The organism is Psychrobacter sp. FME13, assembly GCF_014861395.1.
Taxonomy (GTDB): domain Bacteria; phylum Pseudomonadota; class Gammaproteobacteria; order Pseudomonadales; family Moraxellaceae; genus Psychrobacter.
On the sequence record NZ_RRYV01000048.1, the window covers coordinates 1 to 21,758 of the forward strand.

At 41.5% G+C, this 21,758-nt stretch carries 18 protein-coding genes; 6 read left to right on the top strand and 12 right to left on the bottom strand.

The features are described 5' to 3' along the window. Positions 1 to 9: 9 nt before the first annotated feature. From EI164_RS07880 to serS, 5 genes are all read right to left on the bottom strand, one after another. Entirely contained in the window at positions 10 to 966 is a 957-nt protein-coding gene (locus EI164_RS07880) for a hypothetical protein (protein WP_192519432.1), read from the bottom strand. A gap of 83 nt (positions 967 to 1,049) precedes the next feature. After that, positions 1,050 to 3,047 (bottom strand): transketolase, encoded by a 1,998-nt coding sequence (gene tkt, locus EI164_RS07885; protein WP_192519433.1) that lies wholly within the window; start codon positions 3,045 to 3,047, stop codon positions 1,050 to 1,052. 233 nt (positions 3,048 to 3,280) lie between these two features. Further along, a complete protein-coding gene (locus EI164_RS07890) occupies positions 3,281 to 3,631 on the bottom strand; it encodes a hypothetical protein (RefSeq protein ID WP_192519434.1) in 351 nt (116 codons plus the stop codon). Positions 3,632 to 3,663: 32 nt separating this feature from the next. After that, positions 3,664 to 4,080 (bottom strand): hypothetical protein, encoded by a 417-nt coding sequence (locus EI164_RS07895; RefSeq protein ID WP_192519435.1) that lies wholly within the window; start codon positions 4,078 to 4,080, stop codon positions 3,664 to 3,666. 36 nt (positions 4,081 to 4,116) lie between these two features. Beyond that, positions 4,117 to 5,403, bottom strand: coding sequence for a serine--tRNA ligase (serS, locus tag EI164_RS07900; RefSeq protein ID WP_192519436.1), 1,287 nt, complete (start codon positions 5,401 to 5,403; stop codon positions 4,117 to 4,119). A 394-nt stretch (positions 5,404 to 5,797) separates the two neighbouring features. On the opposite strand from serS, the gene EI164_RS07905 reads away from it, so the two are divergent. Continuing rightward, on the top strand, positions 5,798 to 6,457 hold the full coding sequence (locus tag EI164_RS07905; protein ID WP_192519437.1) for a YcxB family protein: 660 nt from the start codon (positions 5,798 to 5,800) through the stop codon (positions 6,455 to 6,457). A 233-nt stretch (positions 6,458 to 6,690) separates the two neighbouring features. Beyond that, positions 6,691 to 7,170: a Dps family protein gene (locus EI164_RS07910; RefSeq protein WP_192519438.1), complete on the top strand. Its 480-nt coding sequence runs from the start codon at positions 6,691 to 6,693 to the stop codon at positions 7,168 to 7,170. Positions 7,171 to 7,282: 112 nt separating this feature from the next. On the opposite strand, the gene EI164_RS07915 is transcribed toward EI164_RS07910, so the two are convergent. The 3 genes from EI164_RS07915 to EI164_RS07925 all read right to left on the bottom strand — a co-directional run bounded on the left by EI164_RS07915 (position 7,283) and on the right by EI164_RS07925 (position 10,273). Continuing rightward, the gene (locus EI164_RS07915; RefSeq protein WP_192519439.1) at positions 7,283 to 7,966 is read right to left on the bottom strand and encodes a DUF2057 family protein; all 684 of its coding nucleotides are present in this window, start codon (positions 7,964 to 7,966) and stop codon (positions 7,283 to 7,285) included. Between the two features lie 75 nt (positions 7,967 to 8,041). Continuing rightward, positions 8,042 to 8,845: a DnaA regulatory inactivator Hda gene (hda, locus tag EI164_RS07920; RefSeq protein WP_192519440.1), complete on the bottom strand. Its 804-nt coding sequence runs from the start codon at positions 8,843 to 8,845 to the stop codon at positions 8,042 to 8,044. A gap of 321 nt (positions 8,846 to 9,166) precedes the next feature. Then, positions 9,167 to 10,273, bottom strand: coding sequence for an AI-2E family transporter (locus EI164_RS07925; protein ID WP_192519441.1), 1,107 nt, complete (start codon positions 10,271 to 10,273; stop codon positions 9,167 to 9,169). A 463-nt stretch (positions 10,274 to 10,736) separates the two neighbouring features. Between EI164_RS07925 and purM the strand changes: the two genes are divergently transcribed. Together purM and purN are read left to right on the top strand one after the other, a co-directional pair. After that, entirely contained in the window at positions 10,737 to 11,786 is a 1,050-nt protein-coding gene (purM, locus tag EI164_RS07930) for a phosphoribosylformylglycinamidine cyclo-ligase (RefSeq protein WP_192519442.1), read from the top strand. After that, positions 11,786 to 12,487, top strand: coding sequence for a phosphoribosylglycinamide formyltransferase (purN, locus tag EI164_RS07935; RefSeq protein WP_225739180.1), 702 nt, complete (start codon positions 11,786 to 11,788; stop codon positions 12,485 to 12,487). Before purM ends, purN begins: the two co-directional genes overlap by 1 nt. 181 nt (positions 12,488 to 12,668) lie before the next feature. On the opposite strand, the gene EI164_RS07940 is transcribed toward purN, so the two are convergent. Both EI164_RS07940 and EI164_RS07945 read right to left on the bottom strand, forming a co-directional pair. Beyond that, the gene (locus EI164_RS07940) at positions 12,669 to 14,057 is read right to left on the bottom strand and encodes an NAD-dependent succinate-semialdehyde dehydrogenase (protein WP_192519443.1); all 1,389 of its coding nucleotides are present in this window, start codon (positions 14,055 to 14,057) and stop codon (positions 12,669 to 12,671) included. A 304-nt stretch (positions 14,058 to 14,361) separates the two neighbouring features. Further along, positions 14,362 to 15,351: a LysR family transcriptional regulator gene (locus EI164_RS07945; RefSeq protein WP_192519444.1), complete on the bottom strand. Its 990-nt coding sequence runs from the start codon at positions 15,349 to 15,351 to the stop codon at positions 14,362 to 14,364. A gap of 748 nt (positions 15,352 to 16,099) precedes the next feature. Here EI164_RS07945 and EI164_RS07950 point away from each other — a divergent pair. Further along, a complete protein-coding gene (locus EI164_RS07950; RefSeq protein ID WP_192519445.1) occupies positions 16,100 to 17,686 on the top strand; it encodes an isocitrate lyase in 1,587 nt (528 codons plus the stop codon). A gap of 165 nt (positions 17,687 to 17,851) precedes the next feature. Here EI164_RS07950 and EI164_RS07955 read toward each other — a convergent pair whose 3' ends face one another. Beyond that, the gene (locus EI164_RS07955; RefSeq protein WP_192519446.1) at positions 17,852 to 19,108 is read right to left on the bottom strand and encodes a DUF4349 domain-containing protein; all 1,257 of its coding nucleotides are present in this window, start codon (positions 19,106 to 19,108) and stop codon (positions 17,852 to 17,854) included. 242 nt (positions 19,109 to 19,350) lie between these two features. On the opposite strand from EI164_RS07955, the gene EI164_RS07960 reads away from it, so the two are divergent. Then, a complete protein-coding gene (locus EI164_RS07960) occupies positions 19,351 to 20,922 on the top strand; it encodes a CYTH and CHAD domain-containing protein (RefSeq protein ID WP_192519447.1) in 1,572 nt (523 codons plus the stop codon). A 196-nt stretch (positions 20,923 to 21,118) separates the two neighbouring features. Here the strand turns inward: EI164_RS07960 and EI164_RS07965 are convergent. Next, a partial coding sequence (locus EI164_RS07965) for an IS3 family transposase (RefSeq protein WP_192519448.1) occupies positions 21,119 to 21,758 on the bottom strand: 640 nt, incomplete at its 5' end.

The window sequence follows — 21,758 nt, forward strand, 5'->3', positions numbered from 1 at the left end:
GGTACTACGCTATGCTTTAGGTTGGCAATATATCTCTGGTTTTGCGTAAGTCCTATGTATAAAACATCGATTAACTAATAACTCTTTCGCAGCTGATACCGATACTGGTATCTCATCATTATACTGCTGATAATGTTGTTTGTAGCTTTCAGTACTTGAAAGATCTACTTCTCCATCTACGTTGAATTTCCATTCTTTTTCTGTCTCGTAATTTCTGACAAAGTCTGTTCGCCAGCGCGAATTATGTCCCCAACCATGAGATAAGTCATGACATAATCGGTTATCTCTATGGTTGGTGAAATACATATCGCTTTTTTCAGCCAAGGATTTATCTACACATGGATGGCTATAGACACTTACTCCACCCCTCGAAAACTGTAATTCACCAAACATAATAGTCGGATACAACTGGTCTTTGATAACTATTTGCTCATGCTCACCTACTGTTACTACATCATCAACATAATATATTTCATGGTAAAAGGGATGATAGTAAGGTTGGGCTACAGATGAAACTTGCATCCCTATATTTGTAAAAAAAGAACTATATTCAGCTACTGTCAATTCGCCTCGATTCAATAAACATAATAGATGATCATTACAGACGCTGAGAGCAAACAAATCCCATAGTTTAAAATTTAGTTCTTCAAACCGGTTTGAAGATAGCACCTCATGAGTGCTAAACCCATTACATTCTTCTATGCACTGTTTTACGGAAGCAAGGTTTAGCTTATTATTTTTAATACTCAATTTAGTAAATACTGATTTAAGTAGACCATCTTCTGTATTCTTTATAGGCTCTTCCATATCTGTAGATATTGCTTTAGTTAAATTAGCATCATACTTTTTTAAAGCCTCGCAGTCTTTTAGTATGCGCCTAATATCCTCAATATAGCCAATGAGTAACTCTTGATAAACATCTTTCCCTTCATAATTTGCTAAGTCGAGATATAAAGCCACACTCATAATTTTATCCAAAAAAAAGATAGACCGAACGCATTCAGTCTATCTTATATGTGCTGTCTTAAGGAACTGCTCTTAGTAAAAAATTACACCAAACTGTTTACTGCTTCTACTACCGCGTCAGTCGTAATACCAAACTCTTTATACAAATCACTGGCAGGTGCAGATTCACCATAAGTGGTCATACCGATGACTTTGCCATCTAGACCAACGAACTTATACCAGTAATCTACATGAGCGGCTTCCACTGCGACGCGAGCACGGATATTGGCAGGCAATACCGCTTCGCGATAGTTAGCATCTTGCTCTACAAAGATTTCTGCACATGGCATAGACACCACACGGACGCCAACACCATTTGCGCTCAACGTTTCATACGCTTCCATCGCAAGGCTAACTTCTGAACCAGTCGCGATGATGATGGCTTGTAGCTCGCCTTGCTCTTTCGCAAGTACATAACCGCCTTTGGTGATGTTGGCTACTTGCTCACTATCGCGCGCTTGATGTGGCAAGCTTTGACGGCTAAAGATCAATGCTGATGGGTTGTTTTCAGATTTGATTGCTTCTACCCAAGCGCTAGCCGATTCAGTCGCATCACACGGACGCCAAGTGCGTAGGTTTGGCGTGGTACGTAGGCTAGTCAATTGCTCAACTGGCTGATGCGTTGGGCCATCTTCACCCAGACCGATAGAGTCATGGGTATAGACATGGATGACGCGCTGCTTCATGAGTGCGCCCATGCGTACCGCGTTACGTGCGTATTCCATAAACATTAGGAACGTGGCTACGTAAGGGATAAATCCGCCATGTAGTGCGATACCATTGGCAATTGCGGTCATACCGAACTCACGTACGCCGTAATAGATATAGTTTCCGTCAGCGTCTTTTTCGATGCCTTTAGCACCTTTAAACAGCGTGAGGTTTGAGCCTGCTAGATCCGCTGAGCCGCCTAGCAATTCTGGTAATAATGGCTGCAAGCTATTAATGGCGTTTTGGCTAGCTTTACGACTAGCAACATCAGCGCCCGCTTCTTGCGTTTGTTGGATGTAGGCTTGTGCTTGACTAGCAAAGTCAGCTGGTAAGTCGCCATTTAAACGGCGTAACAATTCTGCTGCTAGTTCTGGATAGGCTTTTTTATACGCTTCAAAGTCAGCGTCCCAGTTCTTTTGCTGTACGTCGCCTTTGGCTTTGGCATCCCACGCTTCATAGATTTCATCATCTAATTCAAACGGAGCATGCTTCCAAGACAATGCATCACGAGTCAAGGCGATTTCGTCGTCACCAAGTGGTGCACCATGACTGGCTGCTAGGCCTTGCTTATTCGGGCTACCAGCACCGATAGTTGTTTTACAAATGATGAGACTTGGCTTAGCAGTCTCTGCAAGCGCTTGTTCAGTTGCTTGCGTAATCGCATCAGCATCATGACCGTCGACCTTGATAACTTGCCAGCCGTACGACTCAAAACGCGCTTGCGTATCATCTGTAAACCAGCCTTCTACGTTACCATCGATTGAGATACCATTGTCATCATAAAAGAAGACTAGCTTGCCAAGACCTAACGTGCCAGCCAGTGAGCACACTTCATGACTGATACCTTCCATCAAGCAACCATCACCTAAGAATGCATAAGTGTTATGGTCAACGATATTGTGACCGTCACGATTGAACTGCGCGGCTAAGGTTTTTTCAGCGATAGCAAAACCAACGGCATTGGCAATACCTTGACCTAGTGGACCAGTCGTCGTCTCCACACCTGGTGTATAGCCAAGCTCAGGGTGACCTGGGGTTTTTGAATGCAACTGGCGGAAGCCTTTTAGATCATCAACGCTGACATCATAACCTGATAAATGTAGTAATGAATAAATAAGCATTGAGCCGTGACCATTCGATAATACAAAACGGTCGCGGTTGTGCCACTGTGGATCGGTTGGGTTGTGCTTCAAAAATTTGCGCCACAAAACTTCGGCAATATCAGCCATACCCATTGGCGCGCCTGGATGTCCAGAGTTGGCTTTTTGAACCGCATCAAACGACAGTACACGGATGGCATTGGCTAATTTACGTTCGCTAATTGGAGCTGGCATAGAGTGTCCTAGTATTGGGCTAAGAGGAGAGTTTACTCAAAGGAGTATAAGCATAAGGACGCCAAATGCGCCCCTAAGTTATAGACTATAAAATTAAAGTGTAATATTAACATATTTGCTATAAGGCTAGCTAAGAAATGCTATGACAATTAAGTGCATTACCAGTCACTTTTCATGCATATCATGAAGAGCATTGGTAATGTTATATAGTAATCGTGATATGTATATTCAAGTCAATATCCATCAAATTCAGCGGTTATATCTTGATATAGGCTGACATCTACCAACTGGTTGGTATAAAACAAATAAAAGTCATTGATGACTTGGCACGTATCGTTGGTGCAGCACTGATAATGCTGAAACCCACTTTCAACAGGAAGTCGCACTTCTAAATCATAGAGCCCATCTGTGCGATAAGTTTCTACATTAACACGAGTCTGGATATAACTATTATCCTCAAGCAAGCTGCCTAAGACGATATGCTCTTCATCTGAATAAGGCAAATCCATAATATAACGTTTTATAGAATCCCAATCGAATGTTGCTAGCTCATCATTTGCAGTTCTTAAATAAAACTGTGTCATAGAAGCATCACCTAATAGAAGAGTTGCCTAAATTAGTAGGAATAATGATAAGCCGCTGGGCAGTGATTAAGCACAGCCACCTCGTTTTGTTGGCAGAACGCCACGACATAATCCGTTATTTTATCGTATATATCTTCACCATCTAGGTAATAGCAGATGCCTGTCTCGCCATTTTTAACGATCTGATACAGATATACCTGAATGGCTTGTTGGTCTGACAAGTGCTTAAAGTGTTGGCCTAATTCAGTCTCAAGGCACTTAGCCATGTTGCTAAAGTCATCACTCCAATTCATATTGCCATTTCGATAATACTCGCTAGCCAACCGACCGATCAAACGAACGAGTTCACCTTGAAGCGTATCAGCTTGACCGCTCTTAGGCACAATGCTTTGCCACAGGGCATCGTACTCATTCTGATATTGACCCAAACCATCTGCGTACAATGCCACTATCTATCCTTATTGAGCTATATGGTGAATCATATATTAAACCGAAATAGTCTCAGCACCGCCCATAAACGGACGCAATACTTCTGGAATAGTGATACTACCGTCAGCGTTTTGGTGATTTTCCATGACGGCTAGTAGCGTACGACCAACTGCCAAACCTGAGCCATTTAGCGTGTGTGCCAGTGTGGTTTTTTTACCGTCTTTGACACGCGTACCCATACGGCGCGCTTGGAAGTCACCGCAGTTAGAACAGCTAGAGATTTCACGATAGGTGTCTTGGCTCGGTAACCATACTTCGATGTCATAAGTCTTTTGCGCTGCAAAGCCCATATCACCGGTACATAACTTAACCGTACGATATGGCAGATTAAGCTGCTGCAAGACATATTCAGCTTGTCCAGTCATGGCCTCTAGCAACTCATCAGACTGCTCAGCGGTAGCAATATTGACCATCTCAACTTTTTCAAACTGATGCTGACGAATCAAGCCACGGGTATCACGACCATGAGAGCCAGCTTCACTACGGAAACATGGCGTGTGCGCGGTAAACTTAAGCGGCAATTCACTGATGTCCAAACGCTCACCACGTACCAAGTTGGTCATAGGCACTTCAGCGGTTGGAATCAAATAAAAATCCATCTCGTCATTATTAGTATGATTGGTCAATTTAAACAAATCGTCTTCAAACTTCGGCAGCTGACCCGTACCCTTTAGGCTGTCAGAATTGACAATATAAGGTACATACGTCTCAGTATAGCCATACTTAATAGTATGAGTATTCAGCATGAACTGAATCAAAGCACGGTGCATTTGTGCAAGCTGCCCTTTTAACACATTAAAACGGCTACCAGTCAGTTTTGTTGCCGCCTCAAAGTCAAGCATACCAAGCGTCTCACCGATATAAGTATGATCTTGAATATCAAAATCAAACGCGCGCGGCGTACCCCATTTACGGACTTCTACGTTATCGTCCTCTGACGTACCGACGGGCACACCCGCTGCCGGAATATTTGGAATCTGTAAAGCAGCTTGGGTGATACGTTCCTGTAAAGTACGTAGTTCGTCTTCAGCGGCTTTAATCTCACCGCTAACACTCTGCATTTCAGCCAATAGCTCGCTGGCATCTTCGCCTGATTTTTTTAGCGCACCCACCTGCTTAGCACCAGCATTACGACGTGATTGCAGCTCTTCAGTTTTCACCTGTAGTGACTTACGTTCAGACTCAATTGCTTGCCAAAAATCCATATCAAGCTCATAGCCACGTGTGGCTAGTTGTTGTTGTAAATCGCTTAAATCGCCGCGTAAGAGTTTCGGATCAATCATAGTAGTTGCCTGTAACGCTAAAAGTGAATAAGAGGTTTAAAAATGTTATTTTTAACAATACTGTTTTTATCAAAATAATTTATAGTCGCTATAATACCAAGACCCATCACATTTGACCATGTCTTGACGATACTTTCAGCCATTGCCACTAGGATTTATCACACACTATTTTAACTTGATTACCAGCTCTGACATTCAACAAACCATCATAATACGGCTGAATCGCAATAATATAGCAACTATCTGTAAACAGCTTGCTTATATGTTTCATTTAAGAGCGCTTTTCGGTAAGATAAGTACATATCTTTTTCCACTTTCAGCCAAGTGCGGCATCACCGCTGCACTTTGGTGATTTAAACCTAACACTTTTAATACAAGTATTTGAGAAACCTCTATGGCCCTGTACCCCTACACGCTGCAACCTGTCGCCTTAAACTTAACCGAGGCGGAATTCCACCAAGCACAGTACGAACTATTTGCCAGTGCCAGCCCCTCTTTTGGTCTAAAAAGCATCAAAATGAAAGAATGGATTATCATGGCAATAGTCGTGATATTAGCGATCGTAGGGTTAGTCTTTGTGACAGGTTATTCAACCATTATTTTTTGGCTGATGTTGGTGTCAGTCGTAATTTACCTACTGGCTCGTACGCTTGGTTTTCAATGGTACGTAAAAAGAGAGTTTGAAAAACAAGTGGCTGATCAAGAAATGCCAGATGAGATGCGCCAGATGAAATTAGGTGTACAAAAACATGGCTTGGTCATGGCCATGCCAGTCAATCAGCCTGACATGTTTAACTCTAACCAAATGCGCGGTATGCAGATGCGACCTGGCACTACCCAACAAGCCGTGATTCCATGGACTGCTGTTAAAAGTTGGGACGAAACTGATGACTATATCTTTATGATGTTTGAAATGAAAGGTCAACAAGGCAGCCAAATCGTACCTAAACGTCTGCAAGCACAGAAGTTTCCAATTGATACAGTTCGCCAACATTTGCAAGAAGTTATTGCTGTTAAAGGCTTAAACCCTGAAAACCTGCAGCCGCCAGCATAATAAGCCACAAGCCTTATTCTCACGATAAACTAAGCGGTAATAAGGCTTTCTCTTTTTATAAAACCAATAGTATTATTGCATTTATTCAACTTAACTTGTCGACAATGCTTTGTTATTATAATAGACAGAAAAAGAGGTTGTAGAGTCTATAATTTATATAAGTATTTTTTAATTACAACGTAAATTGATTCATCCATTTTTTACATCAACACTCACACTACAAGGATAATATTATGAGTAACAATGCAACTAACCAAATCGGCCTAGAACAAGCAGACATGAGCGAAATCATTGCTAAACTAAACGGTCTATTGTCAAGCTACCACATGTTTTATATCAACGTCCGTGGCTATCACTGGAATGTGAAAGGTGAGCACTTCTTCACCCTACACCCTCAATTTGAAGAGCTATATACAGCGCTACAACTACAAATTGACGAAATTGCTGAACGCATCTTAACATTAGGTGGTACACCACTACATGCTTATAGTGAGTTTGCTAAGCTTACAGGTATTAGCGAAGACAAAAATGTCAGCGATGGTACCACTTGTGTGAAAGGCGTGGTAACAGGCTTACAAGAGCTTATTCAAGAGCAGCGTCAAGTATCAGCACTGGCTGCTGAAAGCGATGACCAAGGATCAGCTGATCTTGTAGATGCCTATGTACAAGAGCAAGAAAAGCTAATATGGATGTACAACGCATTTTTGGGTTAATAACCACAAGCTCAAATATCATTGATATATAAAAAAGCACCTACTAACAAGTAGGTGCTTTTTTACTATTAATGCTTTATAAAAACAATTAATGCTTTATAAAAATAACGATCTATTGTTGAATCCACTGGCTCATTTTTTCACGTTCCGCAGGCGTAGCTTGCAACCATATTTGCATAAACTGGTCTAAAGTACTGCGAGAATTATCTACACTAGTACCTTGCTGTACCGTACTTTGAGTTGATACAGACGGTTGATTCAATGCTGCAATAGTCTGTTGGTTCTGCAACTCAGCATCACCGCTACCGCTGAACACACCACCAATGGCTTTACCTAAACCTGAAAACAACCCACCTTGATTATTACTCATACTTTGCTGACTAGCGATCACGACATCATCTTGCTGCACAGCCAATGTTGGACTTTTGGCATATTCTTTAGCCGCAGTATAATCTTCTGGCTGATTTGGCATGGTTAAACGATAGGTTTGATTGTCAGCCAACTGTGCCGTCACACTGACATTACCTGAACGTAGATAGTCATGCTCATCACGGCGTAAGTCATACAAACGATCATATTTAGCAGTAATCGCATGTTGTCCTGGTGCCAGTGTAAATTGTTTTGTTAGTGGCTGAAAGGCACTCTGTTTGACTTCTTGTCCATTAATTGCAGTGACTTTAATATGATCGTCCACCAATAAAGTGACGTCTGCCTGTGACAGCATAGGGATAGAGCTTGCCCCAATAAGCAGCGTGCTGATAGCCAGTTTTTTTAGCAAAGCATTATTCAGTTTCATAACAGGTTCCATTAATAGTAAAAACGTTTTGGACATAGTAAATGTATTGTAGATAAAACCATCGGACTCTCAATACTAAAAATCAAATGGCATCGTATGTTGGTCCTGATCTGCCGCGTCATTATCAACTTGGGTCTCTTGGGCAATATCAGCCAGCTCTGCTGCAAGCGTTTGCTCATCGATAGTACGCAGCGCATCACTGATGACGGCTTTAGATATGTTATTACGCCCTAGATTAGAGAACATTGGCTGAATGTAATTAAGCACGTCCATCATTGCCCCAATACGGTGTGGTCCTTCTGTGAGCAAATAGTCGAGTATGCGATCATCAAATTGCCAACCGCGTCGACGTAAAATAGACTGCAACAATGCCTGACGATCTGCTAAATCATGCCCATTAGGTACTTTAAACGTAGGAGACTGCGCTAAACGGGTCAATAAATCTCTCAGCTGAAAAGGTAACTCCCCTGCAGGCTTATTGGCGGCAAACAATAACTGACGCTGTCCTTCCCGGCTCCGATTAATCAGATGAAACAAGGCTTCTTGCCACTGACTACTCTGCTCAAGCACTTCTAAATCATCGATAGCAATGAGATCAAAATTCTCCAAAGAGGACAGCACATGCACATCAGCATGAATCAACTCATTAAGTGATAGGCAAATAGCTGACTTATCCATCTCAATGAACGACTCACAAATCGCAGATAGCAAATGAGACTTACCAGTAGCAGGGCTACCAAATAGATACAGCTGACCAATCAGGCCGACATGTAGCTGCCGCACTGCATCAATAATCGACATCCAACCAGGACCGGCAAAGTCACTTAGACTTGCATCATGCTTAATGTCCAGATTGAGACTTAGCTGTGCTTCTGCCATGAATCATCAACTCGTTTTGCGTAACGCAATATAAAAATTATTAATCACTAACTATATGAGAGTAGTACTGATACCGCTTCATACTAACTTACAATATTAGCATGTTGTCTTTTATAGCATCAGTATATCGCAAGATTGCTTTATTGAGACAAACCTTATGTACAACTGACTGCTGATACTGTCAACACTGCGCCTATATATAACATATTTGCAAAATGACTGACAAGTCTTTTACCTATTAAGCCTGATTAACCCTTTTTTATCCTTCTCACAATTCTACTGCCAATTTGTGATAACCACATTACTTTAAAGATAAATGATTTATTTCTTTTCAAAAAGGGTTAACTGCTTGTGACCTTTATAAAAATCTGTCGAACGATAATAAGCAAATAAATGACGGAACAATACGTTAAGTACAGCAGAGACAGGCAACGCAATCAGCATGCCAACGAAACCTAATAAACTTGCCCCCGCCAATACTGAAAAAATAACCCATAACGGCGATAGACCAATCTTATCACCTAATAACAAAGGCTGTAGGATATAACCTTCTGCAGCTTGTCCAATCAAAAACGCACCGGTAATCAACGATAAATAGGTCCAATCTAATCCAAATTGGAATAGGCAAGCAATAATAGCAGCGATAAAGCCAATACCAAAACCTAAATAAGGCACAAAACTTGCGATACCCGCCACCATACCGATGATCAGTCCAAGCTCTAGCCCGATAAGCTGCAACTGCACAGCATAAATGACACCCAATAGAACCATCACCAACAACTGGCCTTTAATAAAAGCCATTAATGCTTGGTCACACTCCTGAGCAATTTGAACGAATTTTTTACTATAAGCAGCTGGAATCGCCATCTTCCACGTATGTAAGCGCTGATCCCAATTGAATAAAAAGTAAAAGGTCAAAATAGGTACTAATACAATGAGACCCGCATTGTTAATAAAGTTCATGCTTGATGAGATAATGTGACTCATCATGGTGCTAGCATCTGCAAACTTATAATTCGTTTGCATATAATCTACCAATGTCTCAGAAAAACCTTTAGATTCTAGCTCTGGTAGACGCATACGAGTGTTGTTAGTGAACCACTCTCGTACCACTTCGTTATACCAATTTAAAACCTTGGGTAAGTAGTCCCATGCCGCTTGCAACTGATTCCACAATGTCGGAATCAACCACCATAGCAACAGTACCATCCCTAAGGTAATAGTCGAATAAACAATGAGAATGGCTATCCAACGTTTGATATATTTCGACAAACGCTTAACCAGTGGATTGAATAAATAAGCCAGTACGAAGGCAAAAACAAACGGTATAATAACGGGCATCATCAAATACAACAAAACCAACACCATTACCAAAGTGGTGACTATAAATAAGCGCCGAAAAAATAAGTCTATTGGTTGGTTCGTCATGACGGATAATCCTACGCTTAAGCTGATTTGAATAGTAATGTGCTTGAATCTTCGATATGGCTTATCGAACCACAACATCATAACAGCAAACAGTTATTGACAATAAATTTAGTGTTAAATTATCGCAAAGTACAGAAAAAATCAGTCATTTTTTGTTGCTTAATTTTTTATTTATCCATTAGGGTCTATTGAATATTCCGATATTAGGGCTACTGGGCGTTAAAAATTCGCTACGTGTTGTCTAAAAAGCAGCCTCTGCCAGTAGCACATTTAGATGTTAAACAGACCCTAATGTCATTCTTCATTAAATATCAGTCAAATATCCGTAAGTTGCTTTGCGAGTAGGGGCTGTTTTTGGGTATAATGCGCCCACTGTATCTATAGTTAATACGATTAAATTAATACGACAAACTCGCTTTTCTACTGACAAACCTTCATTCCCTATAAAATTTGTGAGATGACCATGAGTAACAAGCCTTCTTTAAGCTACAAAGATGCCGGTGTTGATATCGACGCGGGTGATGCACTGGTTCAGCGCATCAAATCAGTGGCAAAAGCCACTACTCGTCCCGAAGTTGTGGGTGGTTTGGGTGGCTTTGGCGCACTGTGCCGCATTCCTACTGGCTACACATCACCATTATTGGTATCTGGTACTGATGGTGTTGGCACAAAACTTAAGCTGGCTTTACAACTCAATCGTCATGACACTATCGGTATCGATTTGGTCGCCATGTGTGTTAATGATTTATTGGTATGCGGTGCAGAGCCATTATTCTTTTTAGATTATTACGCCACAGGCAAGCTAGACGTTGATGTTGCTGCTACTGTTGTAACGGGTATTGGTGACGGCTGTAAGTTAGCAAACTGCTCACTTATCGGCGGTGAAACTGCTGAAATGCCAGGCATGTACCAAGATGATGATTACGATCTAGCAGGATTCTGTGTAGGCGTGGTTGAAGAAGCCGAAGTCATCACTGGTGATAATGTGGCTGAAGGCGATGTACTGATTGCACTAGCATCAAGTGGCGCACATTCAAATGGCTATTCATTAGTTCGTAAAGTCATTGAAGTAAGCGATGTCGATGTCACCACGAGCGATGAACAGTTAGATGGCCAGCCTATCCAAGATGCCCTAATGGCACCTACTCGCATTTATGTTAAAGCCATCAAAGCCTTACAAGATACACTTGGCAGCTCAGCACTTCATGCTATGTCTCACATTACTGGTGGCGGTTTGACCGATAACTTACCACGCGTATTGCCTGAAAGTTTAGCAGCGAGCATCGACACCAACAGCTGGCAGTTCTCAGAGTTATTCACCTGGTTGCAAACCCAAGGTAATATCGAGCAAAGTGAGATGTATCGCACCTTTAACTGCGGTGTGGGTTTTGTGATTGTCGTACCAAAAGACAAAGCAGAAGCCGCCATTAACACTTTAAACGATGCAGGCGAAACGGCTTGGCAATTAGGTGAGATGGTTACACGTGAAGCGGACGCCGTGGTGTACCGTTAATGTCAACATCCACAATATCCGTCAGTACCATGAGCCAAGCCAAAAAACCACTGCGTATTGCCATCTTGGTATCAGGTAGTGGTAGCAACTTGCAAGTCCTAATAGAGGCTATGCAAGCTGGTGCGCTACCGATTGAAATCGTTGGTGTCATTAGTAACCGTGAAGATGCTTATGCCATTACACGTGCTAAAGATGCCGATATTCCAGTGGCAGTACTATCTCACGTTGCTAGCGGCAAACGCATGGGAATCAAAACGTTTGAAAGCCATGCTAGTGAGCAACTAGCGACATGGCAGCCTGATTTGGTAGTACTAGCAGGCTTTATGCGTGTATTGAGTGCATCATTTATCGACAATGCACCAGCACCGATGATTAACCTTCACCCTTCTCTACTTCCTGTTTATAAAGGCTTAGATACTCATCAGCGTGCTATACAAGCAGGTGAGCGTCATCATGGCTGTAGTATTCACGTGGTGACAGCAGAGCTAGATGCAGGAGACGTCTTGACTCAAGCACTGTTACAGGTTAATCAAAAAGATACGGCAGATGGTTTACAGGCACGTGTGCAAAAGCTTGAACATAAGCTACTGCCTTGGACGATTAAACTTATCGCAAGCGGTGTACTCAACTTGAATAATCAAGCCAATGATAACACCTCTGTGTTACCTGCCTTACCTTTAAAGCTTTGGTTGGATGCCTAATTTTTAGGCTATAATTATCCATTTTACACAAAAGCAGCACAAGACACTCTTGTGCTGCTTTTTTATGTGACAACTTTCAACGTAAAAGTTGGTTGTTTTAAGCTATTTATGCTTAAAAAAAATACCCTGCTACTTAATTAATAGCAGGATATTTTAAAAGGCTTGTAATAAAACATGAAAGTTAAGCAGGTGCTTGACCAACAACATGAATGGCTTTGATGTTTACAAATTCTTTAATACCAAAACCACCATGCTCACGGCCATAACCTGAATCCTTAACACCACCAAATGGCAATGCTGGGCTCACCAAATCGTATCCATTGATATAGACCATACCAGTATCAAAATGCTCTTGAGCTAAACTGATAGCCTTATCTTCATCTTTAGAGAATATGGCACCACCCAGTCCATAACGACTGTCATTAGCAATACGGAATGCGTCATCTTCATCTTTAGCACGAATTAAAGACGCTACTGGACCGAATAACTCATCTTTATACGCAGGCTGATCTGGCTTAATGTTTTCCAAGATAGTTGGCGGATAAAAAGAGCCTGGCATATCAGGCACTTCACCACCCAGCGTAACCGTTGCACCTTTACTCACACTTTCTTGTAGCTGCTCATGCAGCTCATCACGTTGCTTGCTACTCGACATCGGACCTACGTCAGTAGACTCATCCATTGGATCACCAATCGTGTAGCCTTTAAACTTCTCAATAATCAAGTCACGGAATTTATCATAAACACTGTCTACAACCACAAAGCGCTTGGCCGCAATACACGTCTCACCATTGTTGTATAAGCGAGCATGTGCACAAGTAGTCGCTGCCAACTCTAAGTCTGCATCTTCTAATACAATAAAGGCATCGTTAGAACCCAATTCCATAACCGTCTTTTTAAGTACTTTAGCTGCTTGCTGCGCTACGGCTCTACCAGCTACATCACTACCTGTTAAGGTCACACCACGTACTTTATTATTTTCGATGACTTGCTCAGACTGATCATGGTTGATAACTAGCGTGCGGAACAGATCATTTGGTAAATCAGATTCATGCAAAATCTTTTCAATCAATAGACCTGAGCCTGTGACGTTTGATGCATGTTTCAGTAAAACACTGTTACCTGCCATCAAATTGGCGATGGTATAGCGGAAAACTTGATAAGCTGGAAAATTCCAAGGCTGGATGCCATAGATAATACCGATAGGATCATATCTTACCAGTCCTTTTTTGATACCTTCAATATCGCGCTCATCTTCAGCAAGTGCGGCAACGCCTTCACTGGCAGTAAAATCACAAATAGCTTTGCATAAATCAACTTCGCCTAAACTGGCCTCAAGTGTTTTGCCACGCTCTTCAGTCATCAACTTAGCCAATTCATCTTTGTACTTCATCAGCGTGTCACCGATAGAGCTGATAACTTTTGTACGTTCTTCAGTACTAACTAGACGCCATTTAGAAAATGCGTGATGAGATGCATCAATAATTTTAGTGACATCACCATCACTCATATAGTTATAATCTTTAATGTTTTTGCCTGTCGCTGGGTTCACAGTAGTAATATCTGCCATGGTTATTATCCTTATTTATTGAAATATATTATTGGTTTGAATTAGCTTGTCATTATTCTTAACGTCCAGTTACCATAACAAAATGCTCAGCCAGTAGTTTTACAAGTTATAAAGAAGTGTTCATAAGATGTTAAAAGTGTGGCTGACTTATTAACTACGCTGAAGTTACGCCTTGCGCCTCGTTTTATTTATAAGCGAAGTGGTTTTGTAAAGGCAGTGGCTTGGTAAAGTTGGACAAATAAAAAAACCAGCCCTGCGGCTGGTTCAATAAATGATTCATGTACATCAACAAACCCTAAGCGATTTAAAACAAATGGTTTATCACAGGGATTTCTTGTGGTGGGTTTTCTTCGTCGTCAACGATTTGGCGGGCCACATGCATAATAAGTTGGCGTAACCAACGATGCGCTGGATGGTGTTGTAATAACGGAGACCACGCCATGGTTAACTCAAATTCAGGAATAAAAAACGGTGGCTCTTCCATCTTAATACTGTCGTTATTGGCCTGCATTTTTGCTACGCGCGTCGGCAATGTAGCAATCAAATCTTTATTTGCTGCAAGCATAGCTGGCATTTGATAATGACGCGTAAAAACGCTGATTTGACGTTTTTGTCCTAAACGTTGCAGCGCTTGATCGATAGATCCTAAGCCGCCAGACTTCTCTGGATTGACACCAAAGCCTACGCCCATACCTGTTTTAGAGACCCAAACATGCTGCGCTTTGAGATAGTTTTTTAGATTAAAACGATTGGCATAAGGACTGTCTGATGACAATAGACAGCTAAAAGTATCACGCCATACTAGCACCTGATGGAAACTTTGCGGTATCTCATTAAAGCGGTTAATCGCTAAGTCAACGCGCCCCTGCTCCATGTCGCGATAAGAGACGTCTGACGGTGTTAAGAAGTCTAAGATAACGTTGGGAGCTTCTGAGCGCAGTGCTTTAACTAGCTTTGGTACCAAAGTCGCTTCTGCATAATCTGATGTCATAATCCGAAAGACGCGAGAAGTGCTATAAGGACGAAACTCCGTACGGGGCTCCAATACTTGTGTCAAATCCGCAAGAATCTCACGGATACGAGGCTGCAACTCTAAAGCACGCTCAGTCGGCGTCATACCTTCAGAAGAACGTACCAATAATGGGTCGTTAAATAGTTTACGCAGACGACGCAAAATATTACTCATCGCAGGTTGGGTAATGCCAAGCTGCTCGGCAGCACGAGTGACGTTTTTTTCTCGTAGCAACACATCTAGGTGTACCAATAAATTTAAATCTACCCGCTGCAAATTCATATAGAGTTCTCTTGGCCTTTGAATAAGTGCCATTATAATCTTGGCATTTTTAGTGCTGTCTTGGCAATGTAGAGCCTAAAACAGCATAATTCCGCTATTTTCCATCTGTTTTTATATCATACTGACTAAGTATAACTTAATATAGCCAATGTAAGGTACTGTTATATATGAATTATAACTTATAAAAATACCAAAGATAAGTATCATAAATTAGATAAATCTTGGTAAGCCAGTTATAGTGAGTCTCATAGATGATTTGCAGCACAAACGATATACCCTAAGTATATACATCGACTATATTCATTTGACGGACACAATTATATAGTATGTTGATGGCTTTCATCGGTAGCATGATCTTATTAATTAATTGTTTATAGATACCACTTTAATCATTTTACAATGATTAGCTTTATCCTATAAACCGCTTATTATTGTAACATCTCTTACTACCAATTATGACACTGAGAGCCAACAAATAGTACAAGCACCTTAGAAATACATGAATCAGACCGACAATCGTTCATATATTACCCATTATTTTTTCACTAGCAAGTTGAGTAAATCCCTTGTATTAGTGACTAAGTTTGGTTAGGGTAAATAAGGCTTTAGCGGATAGCTTGTAATTATGTTTCATCTTATAAGATATCGACAGCATGGATATAAAGTCTAAATGTATGCTTTTATTAGCACACAATCGTCATTACTTAAGCACTTAATTTGTTTTTTACACCCCACCAAGGAGACATAGATGTCAACGGCATATAAATCAGCGATCGATTTAGTACGTGAATTAAAACAAAAACACGGTAACTGGCAGAATATCAGCGAAACCGATGCAGCACGTATGATGTCGCAAAACCGCTTCAAAACTGGTTTAGATATCGCAAAGTATACTGCAAAAATCATGCGTCAAGACATGGAAGACTATGACAATGATACATCTCAATACACCCAGTCTTTAGGTGCATGGCATGGTTTTGTTGCTCAACAAACAATGTATGCTAAGAAAAAATATTTCGGTACGACTTCTAAAACTTATATCTACCTATCAGGTTGGATGGTTGCAGCCCTACGCTCTGAGTTTGGTCCATTACCTGACCAATCTATGCACGAAAAAACGTCAGTACCTAAGCTAATCGAAGAAATCTACACGTTCCTACGTCAAGCAGATGCTAAAGTATTAAACGACTACTTCCGCGAGCTAAACGCTGCCGAAGAAGCGGGTCAAGATACTTCAGCCATCCTAGAGAAAATCGAAAACTTTGATTCACATGTTGTGCCAATCATTGCTGATATCGATGCAGGTTTTGGTAACGAAGAAGCGACGTATCTACTCACTAAGCAAATGATTGAAGCTGGTGCTTGTGCCATTCAGGTTGAAAACCAAGTATCTGATGCGAAGCAATGTGGTCACCAGGCTGGTAAAGTAACCGTACCGCATGAAGACTACATTGCGAAAATTAACGCTATCCGTTATGCATTCCTAGAGCTAGGTGTTGAAGACGGCGTTATCGTCGCTCGTACTGACTCTGAAGGCGCATCACTAACACAAAAAATTCCAGTATCAAATGAGCCAGGCGATCTTGCTTCTAAATACATCGACTTCCTAGAAATGGAAGAAGTGAGCATTGAAGACGCTAACGAAAACGACAGTCTACTTAAGCATAATGGTAAGCTAGTACGTCCAGTTCGTATGCCGAACGGCTTATACAGCTTCCGTGAAGATACTAACATCGACCGCGTTGTTCTTGACTGTGTCACTGCTCTAGAAAATGGCGCTGACCTACTTTGGATTGAAACACCAACACCAGATGTTGCCCACATCAAATCAATGGTAGATCGTATCAAAGAGCAACAGCCTAAAGCGAAGCTGGTATACAACAACAGCCCATCATTCAACTGGACGCTTAACTTCCGTAAGCAAATTATCGCTCAGTGGGAAACAGAGGGCAAAGACATCTCTGCATACAATAAAGATGACTTGATGAGTGCGGATTACGATGGTACTGAGCTTGATGCAGCAGCTGACGTAGCCGCTAAGAACTTCCAACGTGATGCGTCACGTGAAGCGGGTGTATTCCATCACTTAATCACGCTACCGACCTACCACACGACTGCTCTTAGCGTTCACGAACTGGCTAAAGGTTACTTCGGTGAAGAAGGCATGCTTGCTTATGCAGCTGGCGTACAACGTAAAGAAATCCGTGAAGGCATCTCTTGTGTTAAGCACCAAGCAATGGCAGGTTCTGACCTTGGCGATGATCACAAAGAAATCTTCTCTGGTGACAACGCACTTAAAGCAGGCGGCGGCAAGAACACGATGAACCAGTTCTAATCACCGACACTTTATAAGTCAGTGCTAGTTATAAGCAGACACTAGTTATAACTACAAACTAAAAAAGCCGCCCTACAGGATGTAGGGCGGCTTTTTAGTATTTACTGATGCTTTTATTATTATGAGCTTTTTGAGCTTTTTGAGCTTTTTGAGCTTTCATTCTAACTAATGCTTAGCATCCTTGTTATTCATATCTTTACTATCCGTCTCCTTGCTATCAGCCTCTTTAGCACTGCCCGTATTATCGCCTACTTGATTGCTCTTTGTACGCTCTGGATTATAGATACCTTGGTTTTCACCCATCAGATTACGTCGTAAGTGTTCAATACGAGGGCTTTGTCTAAAGAACTTACGATAAATGGTTTTTATCAACCTATAAATGAGATAAAAAATACCAGCAAGCACTACCAACCACCACAATTGTATAACACCAAGTGCGAATGACCTGAGCATACTCCAACCATCTTTGAGTGATTTGTTGACTTCAGTACCAAAACTTGGACGTTCAGCATCTATCAAAACATCTAGGTTTTGAGTGACTTCTTTATAGCTAATGTCTGGCTGGCTAAAAACTAAGTTGATCGTACTGTATTTAACTTTATCAGCGATATCCATCTGCTCAAGCTTTGCCAGCTCTTGTTGCCGGCGCGCAGTATAAGTAGCAGTAATAGCCTCGATATTACTACGTTGGTCTTTATTGTTTTCACTATCGAGTCGCTCTTCGCTAAGCTCGCTTGCCATATCACTGTTTAGCTGACTTACCAACTGCTCACGATAAATATCTAACGTCACGTCTTGCGCTGTAAATTCCTGCTCATTTAAAAAAGCCACTTGCTGCTGCATTTGCTTTAAGAACTTACTGACGTTGGTACGAGGTACCCGAACGGTCATTTCAGCTTGGCGAGTATAAGTAGTGATGGTAATGTTTTTATCACCTTGAACGAAGGTTCTATCACTGCGTGGATAATTGCTAATATTACTGATCGCTACATAACCACCCTGCTGCCGTGTCAATGCCTCAATAGCAGCGCTACTCTTGACGACATCTTTGACGGTAAAGTCTGCACTGGAAGTAATCAGCAGCGATTTACCTTTTATCTGGATATCAGCGACCTGACTACCTAGCGTCTGCTCGCTGTCTCCTGATAAACTTTCAACTGTCAATTCATTGGCTTGGCTGTTAGCCTCTAGCTCTTCAGCCGCCGTTGGTTGTTCGGACATAAGCGCATTTGTATCAGCGGCAACAGATTCTTCACTAGCGTAATCCGATGATTCATCTGATACGCTTTCTGCATAATCCTCAGATTGGCTGCAGCCATTGATTAGTATGACTGACCCCAAGGTAACTGCTGCTAACACTAATGACAAACTATTGGACTGCGAGGGTGTTTTAGGTTTACTTACCATAGAATTTTCGTTCATAATTAAATATACTTTTGTTTGATATTTTGGCTCAATTATAACGCTAATATAATAAAAGTATATTGCTTATAGAAAATAAACACAGGCAATCCTACAAATTTTACTTGTTATTGATTAATAGCTTTCATACGATGGTAGGTAGTTCAATCTGAAAAAGATTAAAGTATATTGAACCGACTATAGACGGATATGGACTGACTACAGTAGCCACTTAACCTGCTTTAAAATAATGGGGAACCATCATGCAAGAGATAGAGTTGAAGTTTTTGGTGCCAGAATCACGGTTAAAAGGCTTGTTGCGTCAAGCGCAAGTTAAGTCCTCACAGATGACACAACTGGCTGCCCATTATTACGACACACCCGATCAACAATTGGCACAGGCAGGTATCGGCTTACGGATTCGTAAAGAAGGCGATAACTGGGTACAAACTATCAAAGCTGGTGGCGATGGGATGGCATCACGCTTAGAGCACAACGCCATATTAGATAATGAACAAGTACAGGCAATGCTTGATACCAACTCCCTTATGCCTGACCTAACGATTTATAAAGAAACGCCTATCGCGCCAGCATTATCCACCTTTAAGCTCAAAAAACTAGCCAAAAAACTCACACCGCTGTACGTCACTGATGTACAGCGCACCACTCGGTTGCTGATAGAAAATAGCGAAGACGAAACGGAAAACAGCATCGAGATAGCCTACGATCATGGCGAGATTATTCATGGTACCGATGATACTCAGCGAGAAAAGATTCAAGAAATAGAGTTCGAACTGGTATCAGGAGATTTAGATTTTTTATTTACGACAGCCAAAACATGGTGTAAGCGCTACAAGCTATGCTTATCTACCGTAACCAAAGCTGAACGTGGTGGCTTACTGATTAATGGACAACCACATAGTCCAGCAGTAAGTACCGACCTGCGTCAAATGAAAATCAATAAAAAAATTAGCATGCCTGCTTTTGTACGAGTAGCCGTGCATAACTGTTTGCTGCAAATATTACCGAATAGCAGTGCTATCGTAGCTGGCAGCACTGACAGTGGGCATATTTTGCAATTACAGACTGGTATTCGCCGCTTACATGCTGTCTTAGAAGTATTTGCTAGCTTCTCTGATGAGATCAATCCTGATTGGCAACCAATACTAAAACAAACCGCCACTCTACTTGGTAGTTATTACGAACTGACTTACCTAGCCCACCATATCGACCCCGAACTACAGGCACATGGCGCACCTGCAACGAATTGGATGACTGACATTGAAACTCTCAAAATCCAGCCTATTGACGCAGTCAGCGCCAATGATTTTCAGCTAACTTTGCTAGAGTTGATTGCCTTTACTATGAGCAATGCAAGCCTTGATCCTCAAGCCAACAAGCTGGCGATCGAACCACTAATAAAAGCCATATCCCAACAGCATGACAGTCTACTAAATATAGATGAGACTATTACGAAAGAAAGTGGCAGCGACATAGAAACCATTGACGCTGATAGCTCTGATACAGGTGGCATTGAGGAACATGAGGTTCATATAAAAAACAGTAACCAAGCAACAGATGAGTTGCGTAATCAATTAACAGCATTACACTACATCACTGAAATAGCCTCACCCCTACTGCACAAAAAATCGTTTAAAAAGAAAACCAAACGCAGCCTAAAACGTCTGATCAAAGAACAAAAAGCATTGAAACATTACCATAATCACCTTCGATATCAACAGTATTATCAACTTAAATCAGCGACAGATCATAATGCGCTTTATGGTGCTGGCTGGTTTTCAGCCAAATTGAACAACAACGCTAATGTCGTTTAGGTTATATTAGTCATGGTGATACAAGGCCTCCACAATATAAATATAATCAGTGAACTACTAAACCCCTACGGTGCAGCCCTCTGAACCGCCCCGGGATTGTCGGAGACCTAATATTCTGAGAGAATACGACAATGAAAACACGACATTATATGACCCCTGCCGTCAAATCCGTACACATAAACTTGGGAGATTTTAATTACGCAGCCTGACGATAATAATCAAACCACACCTGTCTTGGTGATTTATAGCCCAAACCCTTTTGAATTCTAGTCTGATTGTAGTACAGCTCGATGTATCTAATAATATCGTTGATCGCTGCAAATCTAGTCTTATAATCCTGATGATATACCAGCTCGTTCTTTAAAGTGCCCCAGAAGCTTTCTATTGGAGCATTGTCGAAGCAATTACCTTTAGCGCTCATTGAACCTGTAAACTGATGCTGCTTAACGATCTTGTGGTAGGCATGGCTGCAATACTGGCTGCCTCTGTCAGAGTGAACGATTAGCCCTTTGTTTGGACGTTTATTCCTGATGGCCATGTTCAATGCGCGACAGACCAAATCTGCGGTCATGCGTTTGTTAATAGCGTAACCGACCAGCTCTTTGGTATATAAGTCTTTGACCCCTGCTAAATACAACCAGCCCTCATTCGTCCAGATATAGGTGATGTCGCTGACCCACGACTCGTTAGGGCGCTTAGCATCAAACTTCTGATCCAGTACGTTTGGATAGACCAGCTTGTTGTGATTGGAGTCGGTGGTGACTTTAAAGCGCTTATGACTACGACATTTAATGCCGTGTTGCTCTTTGATGCTTCTTACCATATACAGGCTAATG